General features: G+C 57.2%; 12 protein-coding genes. 7 read left to right on the top strand and 5 right to left on the bottom strand.

What is annotated here, in order from left to right:
* Positions 1-161 precede the first annotated feature (161 nt).
* Positions 162-629, bottom strand: coding sequence for a FadR/GntR family transcriptional regulator (locus tag ACSQ3G_RS29405; RefSeq protein WP_436112800.1), 468 nt, complete (start codon positions 627-629; stop codon positions 162-164).
* A gap of 83 nt (positions 630-712) precedes the next feature.
* A complete protein-coding gene (locus tag ACSQ3G_RS29400; protein WP_436112799.1) occupies positions 713-1,411 on the bottom strand; it encodes a FadR/GntR family transcriptional regulator in 699 nt (232 codons plus the stop codon).
* A gap of 718 nt (positions 1,412-2,129) precedes the next feature.
* On the opposite strand from ACSQ3G_RS29400, the gene ACSQ3G_RS29395 reads away from it, so the two are divergent.
* The 7 genes from ACSQ3G_RS29395 (at position 2,130) to ACSQ3G_RS29365 (ending at position 10,566) form a co-directional block, all read left to right on the top strand.
* Positions 2,130-2,345, top strand: coding sequence for an NAD-binding protein (locus ACSQ3G_RS29395; RefSeq protein ID WP_436112798.1), 216 nt, complete (start codon positions 2,130-2,132; stop codon positions 2,343-2,345).
* Positions 2,346-3,025: 680 nt separating this feature from the next.
* Positions 3,026-5,095 carry an alpha-amylase family protein gene (locus ACSQ3G_RS29390; protein WP_436112797.1) on the top strand — a complete coding sequence of 690 codons (2,070 nt, stop codon included), beginning with the start codon at positions 3,026-3,028 and terminating at the stop codon, positions 5,093-5,095.
* 166 nt (positions 5,096-5,261) lie between these two features.
* Positions 5,262-6,230, top strand: coding sequence for a TRAP transporter substrate-binding protein (locus tag ACSQ3G_RS29385; RefSeq protein WP_436112796.1), 969 nt, complete (start codon positions 5,262-5,264; stop codon positions 6,228-6,230).
* 64 nt (positions 6,231-6,294) lie between these two features.
* Positions 6,295-6,795: a TRAP transporter small permease gene (locus tag ACSQ3G_RS29380; protein WP_436112795.1), complete on the top strand. Its 501-nt coding sequence runs from the start codon at positions 6,295-6,297 to the stop codon at positions 6,793-6,795.
* Positions 6,792-8,072 carry a TRAP transporter large permease gene (locus tag ACSQ3G_RS29375; protein ID WP_436112794.1) on the top strand — a complete coding sequence of 427 codons (1,281 nt, stop codon included), beginning with the start codon at positions 6,792-6,794 and terminating at the stop codon, positions 8,070-8,072. Before ACSQ3G_RS29380 ends, ACSQ3G_RS29375 begins: the two co-directional genes overlap by 4 nt.
* Positions 8,073-8,778: 706 nt before the next feature.
* Positions 8,779-9,342, top strand: a complete 564-nt coding sequence (locus ACSQ3G_RS29370; RefSeq protein WP_436112793.1) for a transcriptional regulator — start codon at positions 8,779-8,781, stop codon at positions 9,340-9,342.
* A 222-nt stretch (positions 9,343-9,564) separates the two neighbouring features.
* Positions 9,565-10,566: an IS30 family transposase gene (locus ACSQ3G_RS29365; protein WP_436112792.1), complete on the top strand. Its 1,002-nt coding sequence runs from the start codon at positions 9,565-9,567 to the stop codon at positions 10,564-10,566.
* A 320-nt stretch (positions 10,567-10,886) separates the two neighbouring features.
* On the opposite strand, the gene ACSQ3G_RS29360 is transcribed toward ACSQ3G_RS29365, so the two are convergent.
* The 3 genes from ACSQ3G_RS29360 to ACSQ3G_RS29350 are packed head-to-tail and all read right to left on the bottom strand — an operon-like array spanning position 10,887 to position 13,731.
* Positions 10,887-11,705: an SDR family oxidoreductase gene (locus ACSQ3G_RS29360; protein WP_105427080.1), complete on the bottom strand. Its 819-nt coding sequence runs from the start codon at positions 11,703-11,705 to the stop codon at positions 10,887-10,889.
* Positions 11,702-13,264 carry a tripartite tricarboxylate transporter permease gene (locus ACSQ3G_RS29355; RefSeq protein ID WP_436112791.1) on the bottom strand — a complete coding sequence of 521 codons (1,563 nt, stop codon included), beginning with the start codon at positions 13,262-13,264 and terminating at the stop codon, positions 11,702-11,704. The genes ACSQ3G_RS29360 and ACSQ3G_RS29355 overlap by 4 nt, the downstream gene beginning before the upstream one ends.
* Positions 13,261-13,731, bottom strand: a complete 471-nt coding sequence (locus tag ACSQ3G_RS29350; protein WP_105403653.1) for a tripartite tricarboxylate transporter TctB family protein — start codon at positions 13,729-13,731, stop codon at positions 13,261-13,263. Before ACSQ3G_RS29350 ends, ACSQ3G_RS29355 begins: the two co-directional genes overlap by 4 nt.
* Between the last annotated feature and the right edge of the window lie 7 nt (positions 13,732-13,738).

Below are 13,738 nucleotides of genomic sequence, written 5' to 3'. Positions count from 1 at the left end.
CGAGGGTGAACGAAGATCATCACAAACTGAGGACAGTCACCCTGAAGCGCAATATCTGGCTCCGCGAGATTGCAACAGCGGAACCCTCTGGAAAGAGCATGCGCAGGAAGTTGGGGGCGAACGAAGGTTTTCCGCAATATCTAAAACAAGTCCAAGCGACCTCAATAATGTTGTCGGTCAAACTCAACCGGATCCTCTACATCGTCCCAGTGCCTAGTCGACTGTCGGCATCGAGACAGATGTTCGCGCATCATTTGTCGCGCTCCCACATCATCGCGCCTTAGGATCGCCCGGAATACGGCGAGGTGCTGTTGGCGGATAGCCTTACCCTTCGTCTCAAGCATCAGGCTGGATGGTGCAATAGCAAGCAACATTCCGCTTCGGATTGTCAATCGCATGGCTTCAAGGGTGCTCAAGAAATAGCTGTTGTGGGTTGCCCGCGCAACCGACAGGTGGAACTCGAAGTCCGCCTCAAAAGAAAACTGCGAAGCAGAGTGCAGCGTCTCAAGTTCGATCATCGCTGCTTCCAGCCGGGCGATATCTAATTCGGTCCGGTGGAGTGCCGCCGCTGCCGCCGCCTCGCCCTCGACCCCGATCCGGTACTCAAAACAATAGGCGCGCGTATTCATGGTTGAACGTTCCCGTAGGTCACTGAGTCGTACCTTTTTCTCATCTAATAGCTGCGGCGCTGCGCCAAACTCCGACTATGGAACTATTCGACCTCACCCGACTGGCCGTTCATCAACCTGCTGTGAGTCCATCTAATGTGGTAACGCATGGCCGCGCGCGCTTGCTCGGGATTCCGGGCTTCGATAGCGTCTACAATGTCTTGATGCTGCTGGTTCACTTTGGTGCTGAACCCGACACTGAGTGCCGCGACCTTCCAAGTCAAAGTCATGAACAGAGTGACCTGGGTTCGAAGCGACAATAAAGTGTTGGCGTAAAAAGGGTTTCTCGAAGCGTCCGCGACCTTGACATGAAAATCAAAATCATGGTTGGCGCCCTCTTCGCCTGAAATGCCGTGGGGGCAGGAGGACATGGCACGCAGCCCGCCCAGTTGATGATCGCTGCGTCGTTCAGCCGCTAGAGCGGCTGCTTCGCCTTCGACCCCTTCGCGGAAGCTGGCGAAAGGCTCAAGATCGGCGATGCTCGCAATCGCCGGGTATTGTAATTCTGCGGAAGGCTCGCGCGTCACGAAACTGCCGGAACCTCGGCGCGACATAATCAAACCGTCCTCGCGCAGCCGGGCGAGGGCCTGGCGCACGACGGGGCGTGACACTCCCAACTGGCTCGCCATCTCGTATTCCGATGGCAGGCGCGTATTTGCCGCCCAGGTCCCGTCACGGATGAGGCCAATCATTTCCTGATAGGAGAGGTCCGACAGCTTCTGAGTCGTTTCGCTATCTGTCACGCTTCTCCTCCTATCGGTGTCCATGCTTTTGTTCTCTGTGAACCTGGATCAGTACAGCCAACCAAGACCGCACAAGAGAGGCCCATAGGCTCCCGGGTGCGAGCCAATCGCTCGCACCCTCAAGGGTACAACAGATTCGGAGAAATACATATAAGAGCTGAGCGATTAGTCAAAAGTTGTCATATCGATACTGCTGGGGCGAGCAAATAAGTGTTTCCCCAACCGCGATGCAGGAGCGGCCCTTCGAGAAGCTCAGGGAGGCCCCTAGATGTCAATGGTCGCTTTTTTCGGGCTTGGAATGATGGGCGACCGTTGGTCGACGGCTTGTTGAAGCCGGTCACGAACTCGATCGCTCGTGCAAAAGAAGCTTCACGATATTGGATGGGCTCGGGGCGACGGTCTGCGACTCGCCTTCGGAAGTCCCAGAGGGCGGCGATATAGGGATCTTAATTGTTCCCGACGCGCCTGACGTGGGCGCGGTGCTATTCCCCCAAAATGGCGTGGCAAGGACGCTTATTGCGAAAAGAGTTTGGAAACAAAATCAAGCGATTGTGGCGTGGTACGTGGAGGCGCCTGTGTCGGGTGGCGAACTGGCGCACGTGCGAGGACCTTTCAATGATGATGGTCGGAGATGTGAACACAGTTGCTGCTCTGGGCCCGGTGCTTGAAGTCTTGGGCAAGAACATCCCGCGTTGGAGATATCGGTGCTCGGCAAACTGTGAAGGTCGCGAACCAAATCGGGGTCGCACTAACCATCCAGGCGGTGAGCGAAGCTCTTGTTCTGGCGCGGCTTGCAGGCGTGGACCTTCAGGTGGTTCGCGACGCTAGGCTGGGCGGTTTTGCTGGATCGCGTATTCTGGAGCTGCACGATCAGCGGATGATCAACGAGATGTATGAACCCGGTTTCAAGATGGCACTACGCGGAAAGACCTAAACATTGCGATTATTACTGCTGGACAGCTCGATATGGCGCTTCCATGCACAGCTGGCGTCGTCCAAACCATGAAGGCGGCGATAGGACAGGGAGAAGACATAAAGATCACTCCGCATTGTTTTGCACATATAGGAAAATTCTCACGCCGGTGAAATAAAAAATGAACTCATATAGTCTTGAAATAGTGAAAGCCAATTCCGCCTGATATTCTACAGGATATCTACGCAGGTGGTACCAGTACACCGCAATCTATTGCGCGGACGATATTACGTTGTGTGCGAAAGATCTAGTAGTCCCGACTCCCATAGATCTCCTGGGTCGATACCGGAGCCGATCATTTGGTTGCCCGCAAAGTCACACATTTCGTTTGACAAATAAATACAGATATTCAAACATGGCAAAAGTTGTAAAGGTAGAAGTCGCCTGTGAACCGCCTGCAGTGTGATGACCACTGGAGAAGTCGCCGGCAACGGTGAGGATGGAGATATGGCGCAAGAAATGACGAGTCCACCGAGAGTGTGTGTTGCCACCATATCGGGCCGATGGCTGACAGCCCTGCAGTCCGAGTTCTAATAGATACTCTGAGCAAAGATTTTGATCGTGGCGAGAATGACGTGGCGCGTGCGGATCTTCGTCTCTGTCGCCTTCAGCTAGCGCCCAACGTGCCAGGAAAGACTAGTATGCCACCGGATACCGTACTGGATCATACTGCCGATCACGCGAACCCGATTTTTGAAAGGTGGTGGCGGCGCCCATTCTCGGTGTTCCAGACCAACCTGCAGGAAATCGACGCTACGATGGACGTTGAGCAGGCTCTGGATAGGATCGAAGCCCAGGGCGCGACAACATGGTTGCTTAACACTGGGGGTATCTCTTCTTTTTATCCGAGCGATCTGCCCTATCAAACCCGCAATCCGTTTCTTGCGGACCGTCCTTCGGGCGACCTTATTGGAGACGCCGTTTCCGCGGCGAAAAAACGTGGCATCAAAATCTTGTCGCGTTTGGATTTTTCCAAGGTGTCCCGCGGCATCGCGTTAGAGCATCCAGAGTGGTTGTTCGTGTCTCCCACAGGTGCGCCGCAGATCTACAACACCCTCTACAGCACATGTCCAAACCGTGACTATTATCAAATTAGGTCGCTTGATATCCTCGACGAGATAATGGACCGGTATTCGGTTGACGGCTTCTTTTTCAACTGGTTCGACTTCTCTGAAATGGACTACAGTCGCGTCTATCACGGCGTCTGCAACTGCGGGACGTGTCAGGAACGTTTCGCGACGTACTCCGATGGGAAGTGCCTCCCAGATGGTCCAACTCACCCGAACTATGCGCAATGGCTGCATTTCGCTGAGGAGGTTACTACGACCCTCTGCACCCGGATTGCTGCGCATATCAGTTCTCGACGCGCCGATGCGGCGCTGGTCCTGAAGCGTGGCGCTCCGATTGTTTATTACGAGGCGAACAACGCGATTGGTCGCGAGCCCTGGCATCATAATACATCAGAGAACGTTAGCGCGCATATGACCGGGTTGCCAGAGATCTCTCTATTGGTGAACTCGGTATCATTCATTGACATGCCTTACAGAATGTCGGGGGAGCAGCCAGAAATGTTTGCGCAGTACTTGCTGCAGGCTATGGCGCGCGGCGGTAATCCGTCGACCTACATTATGGGGGCGCCAGGGCGTATTCCTTTCGTGAACCTGCCGCTCGCAGGTAATATCGAAAGCTTTCACCGCGACCATCACGCGATATATCGCGGTCTTCGGCCAGCCTCTAACATAGCATTGGTCCGACCCGATCCGGTTCGCCGCTCAGACCCTGATTATCCGCAAAGGGTATCGGAGTTCCGTGGGTTATTCTCTGCAATGACGGAACGTAATCTCCCCTTTGACGTGATAGCCGCCGAGTTTATTTCGAAGATCGCTTCGGAAGGCCGGTTAAGCCAATTCCAAATGATCGTGCTGCCCAATCTCGGCCAAATTGGCTCCAACGTGGCCGAGGCGTTGGATGCTTACGTTCACGCTGGAGGAAATTTGGTGTTGACCGGAAGCAGCGCGACTACCGGTGAGGGCGAAGGCGAGCTTGCTACCGGCCCCTCAGTTATGCGCGTTGGAGAGACGACCACCGGGAGCGAGCTCTGGTCTACCTTCGTGACGGATGTCGAGCAGTGCGAAGCCAACGCTTTTGCTTTTACACCCCGGATCGTGGCGGTCCATGGCGCCTATGCTGATTATATCTGGAAGCCCCGTGCTGAGAAAATCGGATGTCTTTTCCCCCGGGCACCCTTCGGCCCACCCGAAAAATGCTATGGCCACGTGCCAAGCAAACGTCCCGCTGTTGTCCGGCTGGAAAATGGCGGTAGCGTAACGCAATTCCCCTGGACCATAGGTTGTACATATCGCGAATTCGGTACAACCGAGATTCGTGATTTCTTTCTAGATTGTGTAGCCGGTCTTGCGACTCCAGTTGTCACTGCCGATTTGCCCGATCAGGTCGAGATCGTGTTGGGGCGCTCGGAGGCCGGCCTCGTCATTCATCTGATCAATCAGAGCGGTATGCGGACCCGATCCTTCGGGCCCCACCTGCCGATTTCAGGAGGGGTATTGCGAGTTGAGGGACACGGCGGACCCGCTCACCTCTTGAAGTCCGGCACTAAAATCAAAGGCCGTATCGAAAGCGCAGGGGTTGTGTTTGAGCTACCGGAACTCGGTCTCTACGAGGTCCTCGTGCTGCCGGATGTGGTGCATTGACGATTACAGTTCACCCATCCCGGAAGGGTGGGGTGCTATCCCAGACAGCGCCCGCTCGTTCGCGGCGTGCCGCCCGGGGGGCGAGTGGCGTTAATCGAGCATTCGCATGTGAGCGGGGGCTCCCAAAGAACGAAGTCAAAAGTGACAAATAGTGGAGGAGAACGAGATGAAACACTTTATAATCGGCGCATTAGTCGCGATCGCACTGGCAGGACCGGCACAAGCTCAGCAGAAGATCATTCTTGCTACGATCACGTCACCCACATCACATTTCGGTATTGGCGCTGAAGCTTTCTTTGACAAGTTAGAGGAGCTCTCGAAAGGCAAGTTCACCGGTGAACAGGCGCCAGCTGGGCAACTTGGCGGTGAGCGCGATTTAATTGAAGGGCTACAAATTGGGGCGATCGACATGGCAATCGTCTCAACGGGCCCCCTTGGTAACTTTGTTCCAGATGTCTATGCGTTCGACCTTCCGTTTCTGTTCCGCGACTATGATCATGCGCGCAAGGTGCTTGACGGAGAGATCGGTCAGAAGATTCTGAAAAAGGTCGACGACAACAACCTGGTCGGTCTGGCTTGGGGCGAGAACGGCTTCCGGCATATTACCAATAGCACTCATCCGATCCGTAGGCCTGGCGATCTGAACGGCCTGAAGCTTCGTACGATGGAAAACAAGGTCCATATGGCGGCGTTTACTGGCATGGGTGCGTCTCCGACGCCGATGGCCTTTCCTGAGGTTTTCAGTGCGCTACAGCAAGGCGTCGTGGACGGGCAGGAAAATCCTGTAACCGTTATCTCGGCATCAAAGTTCTGGGAGGTGCAGAAATATGCCTCGCTGACGGGGCACGTTTATTCGCCGGCGATCTTTCTCGCGTCTGCCTCAATGTTTGCCGACCTGAATGAAGAAGAAAAGGGATGGTTCTACGAGTCGGCCAAGGCCGGGGTTGCGGCAAACCGAGCCGAGGTCAATCGACTGGAGGACGCCGGCGTTGCCTTAATGCGAGAGAAAGGGATGGAGGTTATCACCGACATCGATAAAACACCTTTCGCCGAATTGGCTGAAAAAGCGTCCTATCCTGTTTACACGAAAGAATATGGCACCGAAACGGTCGAACGGATCAAGGCTGTTCATTAAATCCGTATGCCGTGTACGGGCCGGTGCCTCGAACGCCGGTCCACTTTTCGGAACAGGACATCATATGAAGCTTTTTCTGCGTCTCGAAGCGCTTACTACCCGCTTGGCTCTCGCGCTAGCCATTGCCTTTTTGCTCACGGCCACTGCACTTGCGGTCTATCAGGTGTTAACGCGTTTGATTTTTGGTCATCCCTCGACGTGGTCCGAGGTCATAACCCGGTTTGCGATGATCTGGAGCGTCTTCATGGGGGTGGCGCCCGCTATTCGCGAAGGCGGCATGATCGCGGTAGATATCATCCAGCGTGCGCTGCCGCCGAAGTTTGGCCTCGCGCTCCACATGGTCGCCGCGCTGCTTACAATCGTCTTCTTTGCGATCCTGTTTTGGCAGGGATGGGCGATGGCCGAACGGGTCGCGGGCCAGAAAGTCGCCGCGCTCGATTTGTCAATGTCCTGGGCCTACGCCGCTGTGCCGGTTGCATCCGCCTTCATCGTGTTGGCAGGCGCGGCAAGTGCTATGCGCGCCATTCAAGGTGGGTGGCTCGAGCGTCCGGAGCCATCGAAATGAACACGGCAATCGCTCTTTCGCTCGTTATTTTCTTTTTTGTCGGCGTGCCGATTGCTGTCGCAATCGGTCTGGCATCGATCATCGGCATTGAGGTCCAGGGTCGCCTCCCTCTATTGCTAGTGGCGCAACGGATGTTCACAGGGCTGGATAGTTTCCCGCTGATGGCGATTCCACTTTTCATTCTCGCTGGTAATCTGATGTCAGCCGGAGGCATCTCCTTCCGACTGGTGGAGCTCGCTAAGTCAATAGTCGGTGGCGTCCAGGGCGGACTGGCGGTGTCATGCGTTCTGACCTGCATGCTTTTTGCCTCAGTTTCGGGGTCCTCCGTCGCGACAACCTTTGCAATCGGTGCGATCCTTATACCGGCAATGGTCAAACAGGGATATCCTGCGCCGTTTGCTGCGTCGATACAGGCCAGCTCGGCTGAACTTGGCGTGCTGATCCCACCCTCGATCCCACTCATCCTCTATGGAGTTGCGACCGAAACCTCGATTGGGGATCTGTTTCTTGCCGGCCTCGGGCCGGGTATTCTGGTTGCAGGATCGCTAATGGCGCTGGTGCTGGTTCTATGCCGTATCCGCGGGATCGGAAAACTTGGGAAGGGCGATCGTCCGCGTTTTCTGCCGTCTCTGAGCGCGGCGATGCCCGCGCTTCTTGTTCCCGTCGTCATTCTCGGTGGCATCTATTCGGGAATGTTCACACCTACGGAGGCCAGCGCCGCTGCCGTGTTGGCCGCGGTCGTCGTCGGAGCAATGCTCTATCGCGAACTCAAATTGCGGGACCTCTACCCGATCCTGAAGAATACAGTGCTTGCTACATCGGCGATCATGCTGATTATCTCGGCCGCAGCTCTATTCTCCTTCCTAATCGCCCGGTCCGGCTTGGCCAATGAGATCGCGGCCTTGGTCAAAGGGATGTTCGAAAGTAGGTTCGCGTTCCTGCTAGCAATCAACCTTTTGCTTCTTCTTGTTGGTATGTTCATCGAAACGGCGGCCGCCATACTCGTGCTGGCGCCGATCCTGACACCTATCGCAGTTGCTTATGGGGTCGATCCAGTTCATTTTGGGTTGATCATTGTGGTTAATCTAGCGCTCGGCATGATCACACCGCCTCTTGGGGTCAATCTCTTCGCCGCTTGCGCAGTCGCCAATCTGCCGATCGAAAAAGTCATTCCGCAACTCTTATGGTTCGTTCTGACGGTATTCGCCGCTTTGATGGTAATTACGTATGTTCCGTCGGTTTCGCTTTGGCCCGTGCACTTTATCAAAGGATTGTAATGCGGGTTTGCGACGCCGTCTTGACTTCGGAGAGATTGGCCGATGGCCCACAGGCTGCGGCGAAGTCGATGTCGCCGAGGCCACGGATGCAATCAGTCCTCCAACAGAGGAACCTGCGACGGCTTGTGTTTCACGGTGAAGCCCTCCGGTGGGTGTTTTTTGTTACGCTTATTGCCGTCGGCCGAGGAGGCGGCCCCGCCGTAACAAACCGTAATAATCGCGCAGCAGGAAACGCGGGATCTCGTGAGGGAATTCGCCTCTGCGCAGCGTTAAAGACGCTCGAGGCATCTGCGGGACTGGATAGCGCTAGATCGAGACGGCGGAAGCTGCCATGCTCCCGCACGTTCCCGGCGCGCCTTGTATAACATTGCCACCGGGATTTGAGGGGACGACGAAAGCGTTCGAATGTGGATGTGACTAAGGATACAACGGCGACACAAGGGGTGTTTGTGGCTCCGATCAATTCGCCGGCGGCATGGCATCGAAGATGATTTCTTCTTCGAGCCGACATGCCCAACGGCTTATCCATCATCTTCCGCGGCTGTGCCCGATGCGTCATTGACGGCAATAGCGTCCGAAAGGTCATGCGGCTTGCTGCGGAGGCCATGGGTCTGGACCGCCAGGGCGATAGGGGTTATCTGCATGGCTTGTTGCGATGCTGAAAGCGTCGCCGAAACATCACCGCAGACATCCAAGGCCTCTCAAAGTGAAAAAAGTCCAGCGCAGCTTTGCCGTCGAGTACAGATCGGGCCGGCGAAAACTCAATTCCAATCCGAACTCGATCTGGGGAGACATGGATCTCAAGTCCGTTGCGCAGGATCTGCAGGACGAGGCGATGCCGTTCCTGCCGGAAACTTCCCAGGTTCACAGCACCGGAATGTCTTTCGCCGGAGAACAACGGGCGGCGGCGTTGTTGACACCGCCGATCGAGCAGGAGACAAATGCACCGGCTCTACAGGAGACCATAATGGCCGACGAAAACAATACGATGACTGATGCTGACACGCCGACGGTTGCGGCGCCCGCAACGGTCAAGCCGAAGAGAGGACGCAAGGCAAAGGCTGACGAAGGTGCGCCAAGCGCCAAACGTGCGCCTGTCAAACGTGCTGCGAAGGCGGTGCTGGCAGCGACCGCACCGTCGGTGGCGGCAGTTGACGAGTTTGCGGACCTTCTTCAGCTGGAAGAGGAAAACCAAAGACTGCGCACGCAGTTGGCCGAGAAGCTGCGTGCTGAAAATGCCGATCTGCGAAAGCGGCTCAACCTCGGTTGATCGCCAGCCGTCGGTCGCCGTCGCAATGGAAGGCGATATTCCCGCCAGCGTCTACAAAGGCGAGCTTGGACGGCGCTCCGGTCAAGATGCTAAAGCCGCGCAGCGAGGCTGTGCGTGAGTTCCATAACAAGCGTTACGCCGCAAACGATGCTTCAGCGGTACATTCTATTTTCAAGTGCGACATGCCAATAACATCAATGGCTTCGCCTTGGAGAAATTTGCATGTCGCCCTGCTATTCGCAGCTCACCCTGTCCGATCGCCGCCATCTGTATCAGTTAAAGGAACGCAAGCTGCCGGTTGGTGAGATCGCCCGCCAACTCGGCCGTCATCGTTCGACCATATATCGCGAGCTCAGGCGCAACACGTTTCACGACCGCGAGTTTCCAGATTACACTGGTTACTTCGGCACCATTGCCGACGACATGAGCAAGGAGCGCCGCCGACGGCTGCGCAAGCTCAGACGACATCCACAGCTGCGAGACCTGATTATCGATCGACTGAAGGCCAAATGGTCACCGGAACAGATTGCCGGCCGGCTGTTGATTGACGGGATCAGCCCAGTCAGCATCTGCCCGGAAACGATCTATCGCTTCATCTACTGCAAGGAGGATTATCCACTTGGCCTTTACGAGCACCTGCCTGAGCGACGTCGCCGACGCTTGCCGCGTGGATCCCGCAAGCCGCGTGACGGGCTCATCCCGTTTGAGTGCCGGATCTCGCAACGGCCTGATTTTGTTGATGATCGGTCCGAGTTCGGCCATTGGGAAGGCGATCTGCTGATCTTCAAACGCGAGCTTGGCGAGGCCAACATCACCTCGCTCGTCGAACGCAAGAGCCGCTACACCGTGTTGATCAAGAACCGCAGCCGCCACTCGCGGCCGATCATGGACAAGATCATCAATGCGTTCTCGCCGCTGCCGTCTTTTGCCCGTCGCAGCTTTACCTTCGACCGCGGTACCGAGTTTGCCGGCTTCCGGGCTTTGGAAGACGGGATCGGCGCCAGGAGCTGGTTCTGCGACCCGAACTCGCCCTGGCAGAAAGGTGCTGTCGAGAACGCCAACAAGCGGATCCGCCGCTTCCTGCCTGGTGACACCGACCTATCCAACATCACGCAGCAACAGCTCGTCGACCTCGCCCATCACCTGAATGCGCAGCCACGCAAATGCCTCGGATACAAAACACCCGCCGAAGTGTTCATCGCCCATTTGCGTGAAACAGGCTGATCCCCTACCCTCCAATCGCGTATGTTGCACTTGATGTAGATTCTCCAAGCCGGTTAAGCCGTAATGTGGGTGCCGCGGGTTCGGTTCCCATCAAGGCGAGGGTTCGGCAGCTTTGCGGCCCGAAGTGGGTAGTAGGTGAACGCCTACCGATTGTTCTAGCCGATACAAGTGCTAACCTCATAATAGTGAGCGCTTGTCAAAGCGGGTCCACACGTCGGTTCACCGTTGAGACCTAGCGCGGAAGGGACTCCCTTTGGAGTTTGCTAAATTAAACCCGCTCAGCCGGCCAAGCGGGTTGGGGGTCAGATAAGCGCCTGCGGTCACCAGGCCGTGAAGCCACCGTCCAGAACCAGGTTGGCGCCGGTCATATATGTGGAGGCGTCGGAGCCGAGGAACTGCACGATCGGGCCGAACTCGTCGATCTCCGCCTGGCGGCCCATGGGGACGCGCTCGAGGAAGGCATCAATGAATTCCTTGTCGAAGGAGCCGGTCTTGACGCCGCCGAAGGTAACCAGGTTTACGCGCACGCCCTTTTTCGCCCAGTAGGTGGCAAGATAGCGGGTCATGTTGACCAAGCCGGATTTCGATGCGGCGTAGGAGATCGCCTTGATGAACGGCTTTCCGTCGCGTGCTTCGCGATAGGCATAGAGCGCTTGGTTGGGTGACACGAGACCATACATCGAGCCGACCATGATGATGGATCCGCAGCCGGCTTCGGCCATCTTGCTGCCGATCACCTGGGTGGTCAGCATCACGCCCGTAAGGTTGGTGTCGATCACTTCGTCCCAATATTTCTGCGGATAGTCTTCGAATGGCGCGTTCTGATCAGCGTCGCCATTTGGCTTACTGTCAATGCCGGCGTTGTTGATCAGGATGTGCGGGACGCCCCAGTCGGCAATCAGCTGGTCGGTTGCCTTGATCAGGCTCTCCTTATCGCGCACGCTGGCTTCGTAAACGCGGACGTTGTCGGCGAGTTCGCCAAATTTCTCGACGACCTGTTGGCGCGAGAATGGGCGGCGGCTATAGATCGCGACCTTGGCGCCTGCTCCGGCCAGCGTCTTGGTAAATTGGGTGCCGAGCTGGCCGAGACCGCCGGTCACTACGGCGACGCGATCCTTGACGGAGAATACATCTTTCATTGCAAATTTCCTTTTGTTGAATTGGGGACGTCGGGCAGGACTGTGGCAGGATCACTGGCATCCGGCCCTTGGCCGCGCCGCGTCCAGGCGCGGTGGATGGCAAGCACGAGGATGGTGCAAACCACGATGCCGAGGCCGCCGGCGACCGGCCGCTCGAAGAAGCCAAGCAAGTCGCCGCGGGCAATCTGCATCGACATGATGAAGTTCCGTTCGAGTACGGGTCCCAGAACGAGGCCCAGGATGATCGGGGCGATGGGAAAGCCGTTGCGCTCCAGCAGGTAGCCAACGACACCCGCGACCAGCATGGTCCAGACGTCGAACAGCGTGTTGTTGACGGCATAGGAGCCGACAAAGCAGCACAGCAGGATCATCGGCACGATGACGGCGCGGGGTACCGACAGAACATGCCGCGCACCTTTGATGGCGAACCAGCCCAGCGGCAGCAACAGCAGGTTGGCGACGAAAAACGTCAGGATGATTGCCGTCGGCATTGTCGGGTTTTCGATGAACAATCGCGGGCCGGGCGAAACTCCCTTCATGAACAGAACGCCGACCGCAATCGCAGTGACCGCGTCACCTGGGATCCCGAACACCAGCGCCGGGATCCAGGCGGAGGAAAGCCCGGCATTGTTGGATGAGGTTGCCTCTACCAGTCCTTCCGGGTGGCCGGTCCCGAATTTCTCCGGCGTCTTGGAGAACTTGCGGCTCATGCCGTAGGCTATCCAGGCCGCAAGATCACCGCCCACGCCTGGCAACGCGCCGACGGCGGAGCCGAGTGAAGTGCCGCGCACGACGCTCATTGGATACCTGCGCAGCAGCGCGAACATACCGCGATAGGGCTTGATGTCGCCCACCTTCGGCGCTGGCGGCAGCTCACGCTCCAGAGCGGTGAAGCCCCGGATGATTTCCGACAGGGCGAACATGCCGATCATGACCGGGATGAAGCTGATGCCGCCCGAAAGCTCCAGTACGTCAAAGGTGAAGCGCGGCTGGCCTGTGGTCACGTCGAGTCCGACTGTTGACAACAGTAGGCCGATGACAAGCGAGACAGCACCCCTGACCGGATTAGCGGAACTGACCAGTGCGCATGTCATGAGGCCGAGCGTCGCCAGCCAGAAGAACTCGAAGCTGGAGAAGTTCAGCGAGACCTGCGCTAATGCCGGTCCAGAGACGAGCAGGACAGTGGCGCCGATCAGGCCGCCGAGGGCGGAGAAGAAGAAACCGAGCGACAGGACCTCTCCGGCCTTGCCCTGCCGGGTCATTTCGTAGGCCTCCTCGGTATAGGCGGCCGAGGCCGGCGTGCCGGGTATGCGGATCAGGGCTCCGGGAATGTCACCCGCGGTGATCGCCATGGCCGTGCTGGACACGATCAGCGCGATCGCCGCCAACGGCTCCATGTAGAAGGTGATCGGCACCAGCAGAGCTGTCGCCATGGTGGCAGTCAGTCCCGGCAGCGCACCTATGAACAGGCCGTAAACAGAGCCGATCAGAATAGCGAGCAGCACGCTTGGCGCCATCACCATAAAAAAGGCCGTCTCGAAAGTTTCGAAGCTCATCATAGGAATGCTCCCAGAGGCCCGGCAGGAAGTTCCACATGCATGATCCTGGTGAAGCTCAGATGCAGCGCCAAGACGAACAGCGGTGCGACAATGGCGATGGTGAGCGGTCGGGCACCCATCAGAACCATCAGCACGGTCATGAAGATCAGGCCGATCAGCGGGAAGCCCACGGACTGGAACAGCAGCGTTGCCGCCAGCAGGGCACCAATGGTCCAGATCGCCGTGAGCCGTTTTCGCAGGGACACCTCCCACTCGCTGGTATCGACCAGCGGTTCGGTCAGGGGCTTCGACCAGGCTTTCCAGCCAAGCAGCCCGCCGAAAAGGATCAGCGCTCCACCTGTGATGGACGGCATGAGGTCAGCGCCGAAGCGGACTCCGGGCACTTGCGGCAGGTCGGCGGAGGCGATGATCACGCCTCCGCCGAACAAGATCAGCCCGGGGCCGATCAGTCTTTCGCTGAGTTTCATGTCAATG

This window comes from Neorhizobium tomejilense (assembly GCF_964254135.1).
Lineage (GTDB): Bacteria > Pseudomonadota > Alphaproteobacteria > Rhizobiales > Rhizobiaceae > Neorhizobium > Neorhizobium tomejilense.
Note: the sequence above shows the minus strand (reverse complement) of the source record. Positions and strands in the feature narration are given on the sequence as shown.